This window comes from Acinetobacter sp. CWB-G5, assembly GCF_019209785.1.
GTDB lineage: Bacteria > Pseudomonadota > Gammaproteobacteria > Pseudomonadales > Moraxellaceae > Acinetobacter > Acinetobacter johnsonii.
Window position 1 is genome coordinate 43760 of sequence record NZ_JAHUTF010000009.1, and the last position, 16987, is coordinate 60746.

Consider the following 16987-nt stretch of genomic DNA (forward strand, 5'->3'; position numbering starts at 1 on the left):
TGCTTATGATGCAATAAACCACCATCAACATATCAGGAGGCAGCCATGACTAACCGTGACCCTAAAATAGAGAAAATAGAAACCCTCCTCGATAAACTGGGCAATACTGCAGTAGAAAGCTTTCACTATGTGGCTTTATTTATTATTGGCTGTATGGTGATTTGGTCGGCAGGACATACCGTTTATGAGATCCTGACCATTAAACAATATGCCTCGATTGATGATATTTTATTGTTATTCATCTACCTCGAACTGGGCGCAATGGTTGGTATCTATTTTAAAACCAACCACATGCCTGTCCGCTTTTTAATTTATATCGCCATCACTGCGCTCACCCGACTTTTAATTTCCGATATCCAGCATGACCACAAAGCTGATATGGATTTGGTGATTATTACGGGTTCAATTTTAATTATGGCGATTGCAATCTTAGTGGTGCGTTATGCATCGTGGAATTATCCTTCAGTAATTCGGGATAAACATGCCGACAAGCCTTTACCTGAAGGGAAAACACCACGCCCACAAGATGATGAACTCGCTTAATTCTTTATTGACCACTAAAAAACCCTCCGTCTAAACAACGGAGGGTTTTCTGTATCAATCAAAGATTCATTTATTTTGAATCCGCTTCTAAAGCGTAGCGTCCATTTTCATAGATCCAGTGCATGCCTTCAGGTGGGTCTGGCAATCCCAAACGTCGCCAATCGGTAATCAGCACATAATCACGGCTTTCAATACTGGAGTCGCCATCCCCATACACATAGCTATTGGTTTCCTGACTATAGGTTGAATAGCTGGGTGCTCGGTAAATAATACTCACACCCGGTCGCATCGGATATCCGCCATGTGGTGGATGGTGTGGAGGTGGTCTGTGATGAGGGGGCTCAATTTGAGGCGGTGATGTAGGTCTGGGCATTGCTCCTTGATACGGCCCAGCATAGGTTGGGAAACGCTGCGTTTGCGAAGTCAGCGGTTTTCCATAATAACGCGTCGCTGGTTGAGCAAAACTCAGTGCAGGAAATAAGCTGAGTAAACTTATTCCATAGATTATTTTTAAATATTTCATCATCTTCCTCCACTGAGGTGAATATTATTATTTTAAACCTATTTTGTGGATAAAAAATGTACAAGTTATCAATTTTAGATCACTGGCCGTTATCACCACTATAAGGTTTGAAGCAGGATTTCTTTGAAAAGCAAAAAATCGTATATGTTTTCAGTTTATACTTAATCTTTGTTTATAAATGTATTGGATGAACAATCGTGGCTGAATTAAGTTTTGATCGACTCTATGAATATTTTGCAAAAGTGCCCAGTATTCAAAAAAATCTGATTGATGCTTATGGCACAGATGGAAAAAGTGCATGGTGGTTTAAGTTTCAAATTGATGTAGATCATCCTTTGGCATGGCAAACGGTACAAGAGTTGGGACATGTACTGAACTATATTTCTAAAAATGAGCGCCTACCGACGCAGTTTTTACCTGTGTCACCGCCGCCGTATATGAATGGTGAAGCCAAGCAATTCTTGGCATGGGTCATTCAGTGTAACCATCCTGATTTTCCACCTGATGTCATTTGTGACTGGTTAGAAGCACGCCTACCAAGCCCTGTAGAAGATATTGAAAAATGGAAAATCAAAACTGATCTACATGAACTCGATAACATGACCGATAAAGATTTGGATGAGATCATCCCGCCAAATCCTGAACAGTAAAATCTTAAAAATTAAATCTCCCTAAATCCCTCTTTAAAAAGAGGGACTTTTCATCTTGCACAATAGAGAAAGTGCCGCTTTTCATGAAACGGCAAGAAATGGAAAAAGGAACTCGAAATTAAAACGTCGATAAACCACTCCACTCCATAAAGCGGTATAGCCCATATTTGAGTTTCGACTCATCTTTATATTGCTCGTAGCCCACACTCATTTGACGACCATTTAAGTTCGACCATGCCCCATCAAAATATTGCTGAGCATCTGTAAACACCGCTGCATTAGACTGGCCTATCACACGTAAATTGGTCTCTAAGTTATAATTCTTCAAATTCCGTGCGGTAAAATTCGCAGAACCTAAAATGAGCTCTGCTTCTTGTGCATGGCGTTTTAAAATCATTTTGCTATGACACTGCTCTCCTTGAGTATTACACCAACGTACTGTAATTCCTGCATCATTAAGCTCAGACGCAACTTGACGGTTCGGAATTCCATTCTTTTGACGACCAAATGCATCTTTATTGGGGTCGAGTAAAATCCGAAGCTTAACGCCGCGCTTCTGTGCATCTTTTAAAGCATTGATAATTTGACGCTCAGACAAATAGAACATCGCCAAATCAATCTGGTCATTGGCTTTTGCAGTATTCAACAAGTTAAGTGTTGCATCTAGGATTGCTTCTTCAGTCAGCACCTGTACCTGAGGTTGAGATGGATTTCCTGCAATTTCGCCCAAAATCACCATCGGTACATCGCCCTGAGACATGTGAGCCACAGTTTGCTCTGTTTTCAACACATCTATTGCGGTATTGCCTGTTACCAACAACGCTACATTGGAATGTCGTGAACTGCCATCATGCGGATTTGCCGATGTGACCAAGGTTTTCCAACCTTCGGCGGTATCGACCACCAAAGTTTTGCGGTGATTAGCTTTGAAATTAAATAAGTTTAAATAACTACGTAGGGTAATTTTTTCATCCCCAAACGGGTTTCTTAACCAACCACCATCGGGATTATTGCCTGCATTTTGACAACAGATATACCAAAAACCTGACCAAATAGGGTTAGAAGCACGTAGCGGACGTAAATCGGTTTCAATCACATCCACGCCGGCCTGACGCAATTTACGGTAATGCTCAGGTAATAGCCCGCCATACACCGAGTTAATCGGGTCGGTAATGACTTTGATTTCAATATTCGGATGCAAGCTTCGCTTGACAATCAACGCATCGGTCAGCTGACGTGTCAAAGCACGTTGTGATGCTTGAGATGTCCCCACTTCATCATTAAACAAGAACATATCCAACACAATCGTGGTTTGTGCATCTTCAATCAGTTTAAACACTGCGTTGAAAATATGATGATCTTGTTGCTGCTTGCCTTGTGCATCAATGTAGGTTTGATCTGCAATAAATTTGACATCGGCATGACGCAACTTGCCCGTATAGTCCAGCCCATCAGGTAGTGGTTTAACGCTATGGTAAACTGCGGAGGTTAAATAAGTCAGAGCCAATAAACCCACCACGACACCGACGTAACGGGTCGATGTCCAGTTGAGCTTTTGATGTAATTTTCGAAAGATACGCATAACAAAAAACCTAATCCAATATACTCAGACTAGGTTTTATTGTTTGATTTTTCAAGAGGATTTCTGTTGTCAATGTTTTGGCAACCTCTCCCTAACCCTCTCCTTTAAGAAGAGGGAGCACCTCCTCTTTACGGAAAAGGTTGGGTTGAGGCTTGAAATAGCACTTAGAAACTAAAGTCCAGTCCAACTGTGAAGTTACGCCCAACTTGTGGAATGGTCGATAAGAAAGAGGTATGCGAATAAACCGTCTCATCTAAGAGGTTATTGGCTTTGAAATACACGCGATAATCATTGCCCTGCATATACTGACCATTATACACCAAGCCCAGATTCACCATGTTATAGCCCTGTGTTTCCGTCTCATAGCTTGCAATTCGATCTTGCTCAAACACATGGTAATACTCTGCCGTACCCGACCACGTGTCACTAAAGTTCGCATTCACTTTTGTTCCTAAACGGCCGGCAGGCACTCGCGGCGCATTTTCATTGTCAATTTTGCCACGTACATAGTCACCAAAGACACTCATTTTATACACATCATTGATAGCATAAGAGGCTTCTGCTTCAGTCCCATAAAAACGCGCTTTGTCTTGGGTGTAGTCTACTAGGCGGAAGTTTTCGTAACGGTCTGCGGTTTGAGCATAAATGTAGTTGTCATACCAGTTGTGGTAAACATGAACGTGATAATCAATTTTATCCGTATCGTAATGGAAACCTAATTCTAGATTATTGGACTTTTCGACATCAAGATTTTCATTGCCACGCTCGTAGGTATTGGTTGCAAGATGCTTACCATCAGCATAAAGCTCTTGCGCCAAAGGTAAACGCTCTTGATGTGATCCAACCAAAGACAGCTTATAGTTCGGTGCAAACATCCAATTCACAGCACCCGAATAGGACACGGCATAATCATCATAGTCTTTTCGATCAGATTCAATATCAATGGTCTGCTGATCGACACGTGCCCCTAACTCAAAATGGAAGTCATTCCATTGCTTATGTTCTAAACCAAACACGCTCCACTTTTGCGTCTTGGTCGGTTCTAAAATAGACTCTTCACCCGTGATATCTAGTTTCTGTTGATTGTACTGTACGCCAACCACACCTTCCCAATCCGCAATCGGCTGATGCACCATTTCTAGACGCGCATCATAACCTTTACTTTTAAAGGTGGTTGCAACGCTATCACCTTCAATTTCATCATGTTGGTAGTCGGTATAACTGGCATGGGCACGTAACTTCTCAAACCCTGCAATCGGATTTAAAATTTCTGTACGGAAGTCATAACGCTCCGACTTTAAGACTACCCAAGGCCCTGTCTCATGTTCGTCATGCGCATGGTCGTGTCCTGAGTGATCATGTTCATCCGTATGTCCATGATTATCGCTTCCGTCACAGTGCAAATGATCCTCATGCGGATGACAGCTTTCATATTCATGGCTGTGCCCAGGTAAACCGTATTGATCTTGACGGTTGGTATAGGCAATACCCGCAAAACCACGCTCACCAATCCATGAACCACCAACACTGACAGTTTCACCTTTGGCAAAGGTATTTCCGACACGACGTTCTTTTTCGAGTTCCCCCTCATGCTCATGGAAATAGTTCGGCGCAATATAGTCATTCGCTTCACGTTTTGAACCTTCAACCCGCAAAGCAAACTGACTGCCCAAAGCAACCGTCGCCCCAGCACTGGCCAACTTTTCATCACTGCCAGAGTTGTAGCGTAATCCTGCCGTACCTTCTAGACCTTTTTCAGGCATGCTGGTTGGAATTTTTTGATCGGTGACATTGACCAACCCACCCACGGTGCCTGCACTGTATAACAGGGTTGAAGGGCCACGGATGATTTCAATTTGCTTGGCCAAAATCGGATCGACCGTCACGGCATGGTCTGGCGATAAACTCGAAACATCGGCTGTTTCTGAAGCATGTTGTAAAACTTTCACGCGTGGGCCATCTTGACCACGAATCACAGGTCGGCTTGAACCTGAACCATATTGATTTGAATATACGCCTAGCTCATCGGCCAAAGCATCTCCAATGGTCGGTGCGCGTTCTTTTAAACTTTTTTGCTCGATGACCTGATCGGCGACTGCAAAATCAGCAGCGGTCTGAACGAGTGGATGTGCTTGGCTGGTCAACGTTTCAAGTTGTTGTGTTGTTGTGTCATCTGCAAAAACGGCAGGTGTGGCCACCGCCAAAATAGAGAGCGTTATCAAATTTTTATGGAAAGACATGGAACTCACTCAAGCGTACAATTTTTGAATATTGTTATAATATAACATTTCAAATTCATTGCAATAAAAAACATTCCAATCATAGAAAAAAGATAAACTGCCCTATCCATCTAAGTCGATGCCAACACCAACAGATCAATGCCCTTTACCATTTCACATGCCGTTCTCGCGCCCCCTTTAGCCAAACTCAGTGGTGACCGTTTACCGATTGCTGCCATTGCCATTGGCAGTATGACCCCTGATCTTTATCGACTGTTTACACAAGCCAATTCAAATACTACCCACTACTGGACTTCACTGATTCATCCTGATCTTTGGATTGGACTCAGTTTTTGTGTTTTGTGGTACGCGCTATTACGGCCCTGTTTTTATCGTTTTTTAGGCATTCAGCATGAATTAAGTCTCAACAGTATGCTGCGTTTTTTTAAATTTTCTGTGGCCGTTATTCTCGCAATACTGCTCGGCACAGCAACGCATCTGTTATGGGATGGACTCACCCATGTTGATCACCGAACTTTGTTCGGACATGAGTTTCTAAGCCAGAAGGTCTCACTGTTAGGGCACGGCTATCCACTACACCGCATTTTACAAATTGGCACATCGGCACTGGCCCTCCCCTTGTTGGCGTGGATGAGTTGGCGATATTACCAAACCTATCAGCAACATTTTCCTGTCAGTTTAAAAATCAAACTCTATGCGATTGGACTGTTTATACTCAGCCTTTTGGGCGGTTTAGTCAGTGTCTGGGACTATGCACGTTATATTCCCACGCAAGTGTGGCAGTCAGACCTGTATTATTTTACGGGGCGAAGTATTAATGAATTTAGCCAAGTCGCTTTGCTAATTCTAATCTTTGGCTGCATTCTGTTTTTATTTTTAGATCGAGACTATCGTTTAGGCTGAATTTAGACCAACGCTTAAATGCTATTTCATGCCTTTTTTAAGCTATGCCTTGAGAGTCAATGCCCAAAGAGGCATAATCCTACCTTTATTTCTGGCGGTACGCTGTTTACGTATTCGCTACCTTTAGCCATATAGTTGGATTTTTAACGCCATGATGCGAACTCATTACTGCGGTTCTTTAACCGAAGCTCAAATTGATGAAACAGTAACCCTCTGCGGTTGGGTACACCGTCGCCGTGACCACGGTGGTGTCATCTTCCTTGATATGCGTGACCGTGATGGTCTTGTGCAAGTGGTTATTGACCCAGACACTCCTGAAGCATTCGCAACTGCAGACAAAGTACGTTCAGAATTCGTATTAAAAATTACAGGTCGCGTACGTCGCCGTTATGCAGGCACAGAAAATGCCAATATGGTGAGCGGTCAAATCGAAGTTTTAGGTAAAGAAATCGAAGTTCTTGCTGCATCAGAAACTCCGCCGTTCCCATTGAATGACGACAACACTAATATTTCTGAAGAAATTCGTTTGAAATACCGTTTCTTGGACATCCGTCGTCCTGAAATGTTAGATCGTTTACGTTTCCGTTCTAAACTAACCAACCTAATTCGTAACTATTTCGAAGACAATGGTTTCTTGGACGTTGAAACTCCAATTTTAACCCGTGCAACGCCTGAAGGTGCACGTGACTACTTAGTGCCAAGCCGTGTTTCAAATGGTAGCTTCTACGCACTTCCACAATCACCACAACTATTTAAACAATTGTTGATGGTGGGTGGTATCGATCGTTACTATCAAATCGCAAAATGTTTCCGTGATGAAGACTTACGTGCAGACCGTCAACCTGAATTCACCCAAATCGACGTTGAAACATCGTTCATGAGTGACGATGACATCATGGATTTAATGGAAACGTTGACGGTTAAGATGTTCAAAGAACTTCTTGATGTTCAATTCGATAAATTCCCGCGCATGACCTATACAGATGCTATGCGTGACTATGCATCGGACAAACCAGACTTACGTATTCCTTTGAAATTGGTTGACGTTGCAGACCTGATGCAAGAAGTTGAATTCAAAGTATTCGCAGGTCCTGCAAAAGATCCTAAAGGCCGTATCGTTGCATTACGTGTTCCGGGTGCAGGTTCTTTACCACGTAGCCAAATCGATGAATACACGAAATTTGTCGGCATCTACGGTGCAAAAGGTTTAGCGTACATTAAAGTAAACGAGCTTGAAAAAGGTATCGAAGGCTTACAATCTCCAATCGTGAAATTCATCGAGCCAATCGTGCTTGATCTATTGAAACGTGTTGGCGCAGAAAATGGCGATATCGTGTTCTTTGGTGCTGACAAAGCTAAAGTTGTGAACGATGCCATGGGTGCTTTACGTATTAAAGTCGGTCATGACTTGAAAATGTCGACTTGCGAATGGGCACCGCTTTGGGTGGTTGACTTCCCAATGTTTGAAGAAACAGATGATGGCAAATGGACTTCTGTTCACCACCCATTCACACTGCCTAAATCAAGCGTTGAAGATGTGAAGAATAACCCAGGTGCTGCACTTTCTGTGGCTTATGACATGGTGTTAAACGGTACCGAAATTGGTGGTGGTTCACTGCGTATTCATAACCTAGAAATGCAAAAAGCAATTTTTGAAGCTTTAGGTATTGGTGAAGAAGAAGCCGAAGAGAAATTCAGTTTCTTACTCAACGCATTACGTTATGGTGCTCCTCCGCATGGTGGTTTAGCATTCGGTCTAGACCGTTTAGTCATGCTCATGACAGGTGGTGCGTCTATTCGTGATGTGATTGCATTCCCGAAAACCAAAACTGCTGAATGTCCATTAACGCAAGCACCTGCACCAGTTGAATCAAATCAACTACGAGATTTAGGTATTCGCTTACGTGAAAAGCCAAAAGCTGAAGAAACTAAATAATCTTTAGATTTTGAATGAAAAAACCCTGCCATGCGCAGGGTTTTTTCATTCAAGACAAGACCATCCATTCCATAGATATTATTTTCGCTTCAAATTTTCCAAAATTTCTTTTGAACTTTTGATCTATCCCCCTTACAGTGATTCACGATAGTCTATATTTTATTGCAGCCGTTCTTGCACTGAATCACTCTATTGATTTATTCATTTATTTTGTTCTTAAGACGCTCATCTTTTTTTGATTTTATCTATCTTAGATTTTTAAGTCTCTTTGCAAAATTTTCTCTCATCTCATCTTTTCAAAAGATTTCTGAGTCAAAATATGGCTATTTATTATCTGCTTAAAATCATCTCACTTTTTCCATTGTCCTTTTTACAATACATCGCACGCGGAATTGCACACCTGCTTTACTATAGTGACTCTTCAATCAAGCGTATCACCACTATTAATCTGCAGTTGGCCTACCCTGAGCTCGACCCAATAGCACTCCAGAAACGTGTTCATCTCAGCATTCAAAGCCAGTGCCAGACCTATATTGAATTTTTAAAATGTTGGGGAATGCCACCACAATACAACCTAGATTTATTAAAAAATATTCAGGGGGAATCTGTTCTAACAGAGGCTTTAGCCAATAAAAAAGGCGTGATTGTGGTCATTCCTCATTTTGGTTGTTGGGAGCTGTTAAATGCATGGTTAAATGTCTATACGCAACCCATGATTATGTACAAACCCTATAAAATTAAAGGTGTTAATCGCTATATTTTAGCTGCACGGCAAAAGTTTAATGCAACCCTTGTTCCTACTGATGAAACAGGGATTCGTCAGATTTTTAAACACCTCAAGCAAGGTGGGTTAACTGTTGTTTTACCAGATCATCTGCCAAAACCGAGTGGAGGTATTTATTCATATTTTTTCCAGCAAAATACTTTGTCCACGACACTGGTCTCTAAAATGGCAGCTAAAACGCAATGCAATGTGATTGGATTAAGTTGTATTCGTAATGCTGACGCAACAGGTTTTGATGTGTACTGTACTGAGCTATCTCAAGATATTTTATCGACAGATCTACAGCTGTCGGTGGACAGTTTAAATCTTGCCATGCAAGACATAATTAACCAAGCACCTGAACAGTATATTTGGTCCTATAAACGTTTTAGAAATTGTTATGGCAATATCAATGCTTATCAGATACAGCCACCAATGTAGGCTCCACAAACTCGCACATGATCTCAAGCAGTTCGAAAGCAATAATTTATGCTATTTGCTAAAGGCCTGAATAGAATACTTTTATTCATTTGAGATCAATTCTCAGCAGTGGCATAATAGCGCACTGTTTTAGATAAGTTGTGAGCAACCAAATGGCTATGCGCCCTGAAGTCCGTCGTCGTGGTATTGTGCTAATTGTGTTTGCAATCGTACAATGGTTTTTCATGCGCTATATTCTAGACAATCAATTATTTAATTTAACCACCTATGACCGTATTGTCTTTTTCTGTGTAAGTAGCCTTGCGGGTGCTTTTGTCATTTTTGTCGGTTTAATTTATATGGTCTTAAAGGGAAATGCGGATAAGGAATAGGGTCTAAATATATGCAAACAATTTCGCCAAAAATATTTAGACAAGTTCAATTGATCAATAAATTGTTTAAAATTTCAAAAAAGCATTATTTTTTAAGAAGATTTTCAAACTTTTTATTCCAGAAAAAAACAGATTTAATTGTTCAGGAATTACAAAAATTACATCTCGATACATTAGAAACGTACAAAGAGAAACTATTAATAAATAATAACCCAAGCATCACTAATATTATTTGGGTATGCTGGTTTCAGGGAGAAGATCAAGCTCCTGCTCTGGTACAAAAGTGTATCTGGAATCTAAAGCAATTTAATCAAGATGAATACACGATTAAAATAGTAACATTAGATAATTATAAAGATTTTATTGATTTACCTTCTTACATTGAAGAAAAATTTAAAAAAGGTATCATCTCTTATACACAACTCTCGGATATATTAAGATTTACCTTGTTAGCAACGCATGGGGGCATATGGATTGATTCAACATATTTAACCCTGTCATCACTTCCCAAATACGTAACAAATCATTCTTTTTTTAGCTTAACTAGCGCTATTTTTCCTACCTACTCAATATCAAAAGGTCGTTGGGCTGGTAATTTTATAAAATTTGGTAAAAATGATTTCATTGCTTTGCTATTTAAAGACTTATTTTTCGAATATTGGAAAAATAACGATCAACTTATAGACTACTTTTTAATCGACTATTATTTCGAACTTTTATATCGAAATATACAATCTTTCCAAGAGAATCTTAAAAAACTACCTCAATATGGTGACAATCGCCATCTTTTAAATAGCATTTTATTTAAAGAGATTAATCAAATTGATAGTTCCAAGTTAGAAAAGGATATCTATAAAATATATAAATTAACCTATAAATTTAAGGCCGAAAAAGCAAATAAGCAAAAAACTTATTTCAGAGAGTATTTCTAAATACTCTCTGAAATAAGCCCATTTATTTAAAAAAGTTTCTCATAATAATACTTAACTTCAAAATTTCTTTAATAAAATTTGCGAAACGATCTTTATGTATCACTTTATAGTTGTATAAGTGATTATTTAACATTCTTTTTTTAAAATTATTTAACTGATTTTTTTCGGAAAACTGCTCAACTGTTTTAAATATTTTTTCTGATTTAGCTTCGCTAATTCTCCCATACAAATGACTTGTATCAAAAAAATATGTAGGCTTATCAACGTGCTCAAAATTACCCAAGTCACCAACTCGATACCAAAGCTCTAAGTCTTGCCACATGCAGAAACTCTCATCAAAACCAGAAACTTGTCGTAACGTTTTTGTTTCTGTAAAAATTTGATTACCAACATAGTTTGCAAAAAGGAGATCATCTTTCTTAAAGTATTTTTTAGAAAATAAACTATGCTCTTTTGCTTGATTACTTTTTTCACTTTTAATATTTGAAGTAAATAAAGCGATTGAGTCTTCTCTCTTTTTATTTACCCAATAATCTAGAAAGAACTCAAGGCGATGTGGTAAAAAATAATCATCATCATCTAAGCCTGTGATTAACTCACCTTGTGCTAAATTAATTGCAATATTTCGGCTGACGCATGCACCGCTATTTTTATCCTTAAAAAAATAGCGAATACGTGAATCTACTTTGGTCAATCCAACTAAAAAATCTTGTGTACCATCTGATGAGTTATCATCGACAATAATGATTTCAAAATTTTTATATGTTTGATTCTGTACAGACTGAACAGCCCTTTTTAAAAGCTCCAACCTGTTATAGGTTGGTATATATACAGAAATTAGTGGTTCCATCATTCATCTGCACTAATTATAGTTTCAAAAAATGTATAAATCATTTTCACGACAGTTTCCTGTTGTTGATTAGAAATACCATACCATAAAGGCAACCTTAGCAATCTCTCGCTCTCTTTAGTCGTGAATTCATCAAGACCACAAAACTCAGAGTATTTTTCACCTGCGGGAGAGCTATGCAAGGGAACATAATGAAATGTAGCCTGAACACCGTTGTCTTTCAAATATTGGAGTAAACCACTTCTTTGTTTTATATCTTTAACTTTCACATAAAACATATGAGCATTATGTTTACAGTTTTCAGGAATTTGTGATAATTCTATTTTTGAGCTATATGTTAAGGGAACCAATTTTTCATAATAATAGTTCCATGCCTTTAAGCGCTCTTGATTAATATGTTCAGCACTATCCAACTGAGCAAATAAATAAGCAGCCTGAAGCTCACTTGGCAACAAACTACTACCAATATCACTCCAAGTATATTTATCCACCATACCTCTAAAAAACTGGCTACGATTAGTGCCTTTTTCCCTAATAACTTCTGCTCTTTCTATAAACCGTTGATCATTTATGAGTAATAACCCGCCCTCACCGCCACTCGTATAATTTTTTGTTTCATGAAAACTAAAAGCAGCTAAATGTCCAATAGTCCCCAATGCCTTTCCTTTATAGGTAGACATGACACCTTGCGCAGCATCTTCAACGACATACAAATGATATTTATGGGCTAAATCCATAATTACATCCATTTCACATGCAACACCTGCATAATGCACTGGAACAATCACTTTTGTTTTTGATGTAATTGCTGCTTCTATTTTTGTTTCATCGATATTCATTGTATCCGGACGAATATCTACAAAAATAATTTTTGCACCTCGTAAAACAAATGCATTTGCCGTACTTACAAAAGTATAGCTTGGCATAATGACTTCATCCCCCTCACAAATATCTAGCAATAATGCTGCTAGCTCAAGTGCATGTGTACAAGAAGGGGTTAATAAAGTTTTTTTACAAGTAAACGAGTCTTCAAACCATTTTTGACATAACTTCGAATACTTACCATCACCTGAGAGCTTTTTAGACTGGATGGCGTCTACAATCAATTTAGTTTCAGAACCTAATACTGGCGCATTATTAAAAGGAATCATCAATCTACCAATTCATTTATTATTTAGACTTATACACAAAATAGTGAGTGTTTTAATGTTGCTTCACCTATCAAAACTTTTCTACCAGACTCATCAGAAACAGTTGTTGCAAGTTTAACATTTCCTTTATCTTCATCGATTTGATTCACTACAATCTGAGCATAATATGTTTGATCCATAAATACTGGTGCTTTAAAATTCATAGACTGGTTTAAATAAATTGTACCAATACCAGGATAATCAGTGCCAAAGATCCTAGAAAATACACTCCCGACAAAAAAACCATGAACTATTGGGCTCTTAAAAAACGTCGTTTTTGCATATTCTTCATCTAAATGAATAGGATTAACATCGCCCGTTATTTCAGCAAACTTTTCCACATCATTTTTTGAAAACCTAAATTTATATACCCTTTCATAATTAAGAGCATTATGCATACATTGATTCGAACTAATAAATTCAAAAAACATGCTTAAATCCATTCATCCTAGTTTGTAATACTATTATTTAAATATTTAAGTTCTAGATCTAATAAATCTTTTTTCCGATCTTTAACTCTTTTTGCAGGATTACCAACATAAATCCCCCATTCCTGAGTGCTTTTATTCACTAGACTTAAAGCACCAATTGAACATCCATCAGCGATACAAACCCCAGGAAATACTATCGTACCTGCCCCTACAATTACATGCTTGCCTAAAGTGACTTCTCTTTTAGTTTCATTTTTATATTCCTTAGGTATCGTTGGGTTAGTCAAAGATGCTCCACTATAATCATCAGATTGTGTAAAAACTTGTACATGATAGGCTAACCCTGAAAAATCGCTAAAAATAATTCCCTTCTCACCACCAGCAACTAGACACATTGGTGCAATATGCACATTTCGACCTATGGTTACCTTCCCAGAAATAACACAAAAATCATCAATCCGCGAATGATCACCAATCGTTATTTGTTCGCAATTATAAATTGAAGCTTTATCACTAATTTTTACGTTTATGCCTAAATTCTTAAAACCCATTGCATTGAGTTGTTCTTCAGATAAATATGCCACTTTTTATGACTCCAACAAACTTTTCCATTTATCTTCAAAGTTTTCTTTTGAAAAGTAATTCTTTATATTGATTTCATTTTTAACTAATTTTTCATTATTAGTTAAACTAAATTCTTCAATATCAAAAATATCAACACCCATTTCTTTCAATAGTTTCCACTGCGACGTTCCAGGCCTCAAGTACACTACTTTCCCCATCCCTAAGAGACTAATAGTATTACCCATAGCCTGCTGTCGTTTGTGATTAAAAATAGCAATATCTATATTTTTAAGAAAACACTGATATTTTTCATAGGTCATGAATTCAGTCAAGGGGACAAACTTATGCTCAAATATAGTCTTACCATATTCGATCACCTGTTCTGCATAAGCTTGATTTCCATAAGATAAAGGTACATAAATCTTAATATTTGACTCTTTAAATTTTTCGAGTTGAGCTAAAGCTTCAATGTGCTCATTTGCAGGGTCAGCAGAATTACCCAATAGAATATGGATAACTTCATTATGCTTTTGATCAGAACCGTGACTTGAACTAAAAATATTGCTTAAATAGCCAAGGTTTTCAACATACTTTCCTTTAGCTCCAAATCTTTTTCTCGCATATTCAACATCGCCTGGTAGATATGTGAGCAAATACCCCATATTCTTTATGACATATTTTTTATAATAAGCAGATAGGCCAGAATTTATATGAGTCTCATATAAATCCCCCCCCCACATGAGCCAATAGCATTTCTTTAATAGCCAAGGGTTATAAAAAAGAAGTTTTATAACTTTTGAACTAAATAATCCATGTAGTATCACTTTATCAGCGCTATACATTTCTGATAAGAGCTGAAAATAGCTGGTGTTATTAGCTTTTTTTCCTAAAAAAAACACCCCTCTATCTTTTAAAAAACCATAAACACTCTCATCTCCATAAAGATAAAAAACATTACCTTCATGTGAAAATTTTTCCTGTATAAAGTCAATCAAAGGAGGTAAAAACTTATCAGCCATACCGACGTGAATTATTTTTTTTTGCACAGTTTTACCTAATCAACCAATGAGATCAAATACTGACCATAACTATTTTTACTCATAGTATGACCAATTTTTAAAATCTGCTCTTTACTTAACCAACCTTGATTAAATGCAATTTCTTCCAAGCATGCCACTTTATAGCCTTGACGCTTTTCTAAAGTTTCTACAAATTGTGCAGCTTCAAGTAAACTACTATGTGTACCTGTGTCGAGCCATGCAAAACCACGTCCAAGTAGTTCCACATTTAAATCCCCACGTTCCAAATACATTTGGTTCACGGTAGTAATTTCTAATTCGCCACGCTCTGATGGTTTAACTTGTTTGGCAATTTGAATCACATCATTGTCATAGAAATACAGTCCCGTTACTGCAAAATGAGACTTTGGATGTTGAGGTTTTTCTTCTAGTGAAATTGCGCGTTTCTGATCATCAAACTCAACGACACCAAAGCGTTCTGGGTCTTTTACTTGATAGCCAAAAACTGTTGCACCTTTTTCACGCGCAACAGCCTGTTTTAGCATTGGTGTAAAACCTTGACCATAGAAAATATTATCGCCTAGTACTAAACACACATTACTATCACCAATAAACTCTTCACCAATAATAAATGCTTGTGCTAAACCATCTGGACTTGGCTGAATGGCATACTCTAATCGAATACCGAACTGAGCCCCATTGCCTAGTAAGCGTTTAAAACTATCTAAGTCTTCAGGAGTTGTAATGATCAGAACATCCTGAATTCCTGCCAACATCAGTACTGACAATGGATAATAAATCATTGGTTTATCGTAAATAGGCAGTAGCTGTTTCGATACACCTTGGGTAATCGGATACAGTCGTGTACCAGAGCCACCTGCTAAAATAATGCCTTTTGTGTTCATTGAGCATTTACACCTAATCTTTCTCGTTGGTAACTACCATCTTGAACTCGACGGGACCAATCTAAATTATTCAGATACCATTCAACCGTCTTTCGAATTCCAGTTTCAAAGGTTTCTAGAGGTTTCCAGCCTAAATCTTTTTCAATTTTTCCCGCATCTATGGCATAACGCAAATCATGCCCAGGACGATCTTCGACAAATTTAATAAGAGACTCATACTTTTGACCATTGGCTTGAGGCTTTAATTCATCCAAGATATTACAAATCGTTTTTACGACTTCAATATTTTGTTTTTCGTTATGTCCACCAATATTATAGGTTTGCCCTACAGCGCCTGTAGTAACAACTTGATACAGCGCACGTGCATGATCCTCAACAAAAAGCCAATCCCGAATCTGATCACCCTTACCATAAATAGGTAAAGGTTTCATATCTAGAGCATTGAGAATAACTAAAGGGATTAGTTTCTCTGGAAAATGATATGGCCCATAATTATTTGAACAATTGGTCACAATTGTTGGCAAACCATAGGTTCTGTGCCATGCGCGAACCAAATGATCTGAACTTGCCTTACTTGCCGAATATGGTGAACTTGGTGCATATGGTGTTGTTTCTTTAAAAAGGTCCGTCGTTCCCTCTAAATCACCATACACTTCATCGGTTGAAATATGATGAAAGCGAAAAGATTCTTTTACTTCTGCGGTTAGACTTAGCCAATATTTTCGTGCAGCTTCTAATAAACTATAAGTTCCCACAATATTGGTTTGGATAAATGTAGCAGGACCATCAATTGAGCGGTCGACATGCGATTCAGCAGCCAAATGCATCACTACATTCGGTTGAAAGTTTTCAAAGATTTTTTCTAATTCAACCTGATCACAAATATCGGTTTGGAAAAATTGATAGCGTTCACTTTTTTCAATGGATTGAAGTGACTCCAGATTACCTGCATAAGTCAACTTATCGACATTTAAAACATGATGATGGGTGTTTTCAATAATATGACGTATTACTGCTGAACCAATAAATCCAGCGCCGCCAGTTACTAGAATGCGCATTTCAAGCTGTTCCTATCATTTCATCACATTTATATTTTGATTTTTTAAATAAGGTATCAACGTATTCAGTTTAAGTATCAAATCAA

The 16987-nt window shown here is 38.2% G+C and carries 17 protein-coding genes; 7 read left to right on the forward strand and 10 right to left on the reverse strand.

The window, feature by feature from the left end; genetic code table 11:
- The first annotated feature begins 45 nt into the window (after positions 1–45).
- On the forward strand, positions 46–543 hold the full coding sequence (locus KVY11_RS13230; protein ID WP_004983586.1) for a phosphate-starvation-inducible protein PsiE: 498 nt from the start codon (positions 46–48) through the stop codon (positions 541–543).
- A 70-nt stretch (positions 544–613) separates the two neighbouring features.
- On the opposite strand, the gene KVY11_RS13235 is transcribed toward KVY11_RS13230, so the two are convergent.
- A complete protein-coding gene (locus KVY11_RS13235) occupies positions 614–1069 on the reverse strand; it encodes an RcnB family protein (RefSeq protein WP_256350775.1) in 456 nt (151 codons plus the stop codon).
- 194 nt (positions 1070–1263) lie between these two features.
- On the opposite strand from KVY11_RS13235, the gene KVY11_RS13240 reads away from it, so the two are divergent.
- A complete protein-coding gene (locus KVY11_RS13240) occupies positions 1264–1716 on the forward strand; it encodes a hypothetical protein (protein WP_218289220.1) in 453 nt (150 codons plus the stop codon).
- A 118-nt stretch (positions 1717–1834) separates the two neighbouring features.
- Here KVY11_RS13240 and KVY11_RS13245 read toward each other — a convergent pair whose 3' ends face one another.
- Positions 1835–3298 (reverse strand): phospholipase D family protein, encoded by a 1464-nt coding sequence (locus KVY11_RS13245; RefSeq protein WP_218289221.1) that lies wholly within the window; start codon positions 3296–3298, stop codon positions 1835–1837.
- Positions 3299–3462: 164 nt separating this feature from the next.
- Positions 3463–5538, reverse strand: coding sequence for a zinc piracy TonB-dependent receptor ZnuD (znuD, locus tag KVY11_RS13250; RefSeq protein ID WP_218289222.1), 2076 nt, complete (start codon positions 5536–5538; stop codon positions 3463–3465).
- Between the two features lie 138 nt (positions 5539–5676).
- Between znuD and KVY11_RS13255 the strand changes: the two genes are divergently transcribed.
- From KVY11_RS13255 to KVY11_RS13275, 5 genes are all read left to right on the forward strand, one after another.
- Complete coding sequence (locus KVY11_RS13255; protein ID WP_218289223.1) at positions 5677–6441, forward strand: DUF4184 family protein; 765 nt, start codon at positions 5677–5679, stop codon at positions 6439–6441.
- Between the two features lie 151 nt (positions 6442–6592).
- A complete protein-coding gene (gene aspS / locus KVY11_RS13260; RefSeq protein WP_005401682.1) occupies positions 6593–8377 on the forward strand; it encodes an aspartate--tRNA ligase in 1785 nt (594 codons plus the stop codon).
- A 319-nt stretch (positions 8378–8696) separates the two neighbouring features.
- Entirely contained in the window at positions 8697–9581 is an 885-nt protein-coding gene (locus tag KVY11_RS13265) for a lysophospholipid acyltransferase family protein (protein WP_218289224.1), read from the forward strand.
- Between the two features lie 152 nt (positions 9582–9733).
- A complete protein-coding gene (locus tag KVY11_RS13270; RefSeq protein WP_004983573.1) occupies positions 9734–9952 on the forward strand; it encodes a hypothetical protein in 219 nt (72 codons plus the stop codon).
- 11 nt (positions 9953–9963) lie between these two features.
- Positions 9964–10884 carry a capsular polysaccharide synthesis protein gene (locus KVY11_RS13275; RefSeq protein WP_218289225.1) on the forward strand — a complete coding sequence of 307 codons (921 nt, stop codon included), beginning with the start codon at positions 9964–9966 and terminating at the stop codon, positions 10882–10884.
- A gap of 22 nt (positions 10885–10906) precedes the next feature.
- On the opposite strand, the gene KVY11_RS13280 is transcribed toward KVY11_RS13275, so the two are convergent.
- From KVY11_RS13280 to rfbB, 7 genes are read right to left on the reverse strand one after another with little or no spacing between them, the layout of a single operon-like run.
- Entirely contained in the window at positions 10907–11737 is an 831-nt protein-coding gene (locus tag KVY11_RS13280) for a glycosyltransferase (RefSeq protein WP_218289226.1), read from the reverse strand.
- Positions 11734–12885 carry a dTDP-4-amino-4,6-dideoxygalactose transaminase gene (gene rffA / locus KVY11_RS13285; protein WP_004983564.1) on the reverse strand — a complete coding sequence of 384 codons (1152 nt, stop codon included), beginning with the start codon at positions 12883–12885 and terminating at the stop codon, positions 11734–11736. Before rffA ends, KVY11_RS13280 begins: the two co-directional genes overlap by 4 nt.
- A gap of 29 nt (positions 12886–12914) precedes the next feature.
- Complete coding sequence (locus KVY11_RS13290) at positions 12915–13355, reverse strand: MaoC family dehydratase (RefSeq protein ID WP_218289227.1); 441 nt, start codon at positions 13353–13355, stop codon at positions 12915–12917.
- A gap of 17 nt (positions 13356–13372) precedes the next feature.
- Positions 13373–13939, reverse strand: coding sequence for an acyltransferase (locus KVY11_RS13295; protein ID WP_218289228.1), 567 nt, complete (start codon positions 13937–13939; stop codon positions 13373–13375).
- A 3-nt stretch (positions 13940–13942) separates the two neighbouring features.
- Entirely contained in the window at positions 13943–14965 is a 1023-nt protein-coding gene (locus tag KVY11_RS13300; RefSeq protein ID WP_218289229.1) for a TDP-N-acetylfucosamine:lipid II N-acetylfucosaminyltransferase, read from the reverse strand.
- A gap of 8 nt (positions 14966–14973) precedes the next feature.
- Positions 14974–15843, reverse strand: coding sequence for a glucose-1-phosphate thymidylyltransferase RfbA (gene rfbA, locus KVY11_RS13305; protein WP_218289230.1), 870 nt, complete (start codon positions 15841–15843; stop codon positions 14974–14976).
- On the reverse strand, positions 15840–16901 hold the full coding sequence (gene rfbB, locus KVY11_RS13310; RefSeq protein ID WP_160362233.1) for a dTDP-glucose 4,6-dehydratase: 1062 nt from the start codon (positions 16899–16901) through the stop codon (positions 15840–15842). The genes rfbA and rfbB overlap by 4 nt, the downstream gene beginning before the upstream one ends.
- Positions 16902–16987 lie beyond the last annotated feature (86 nt).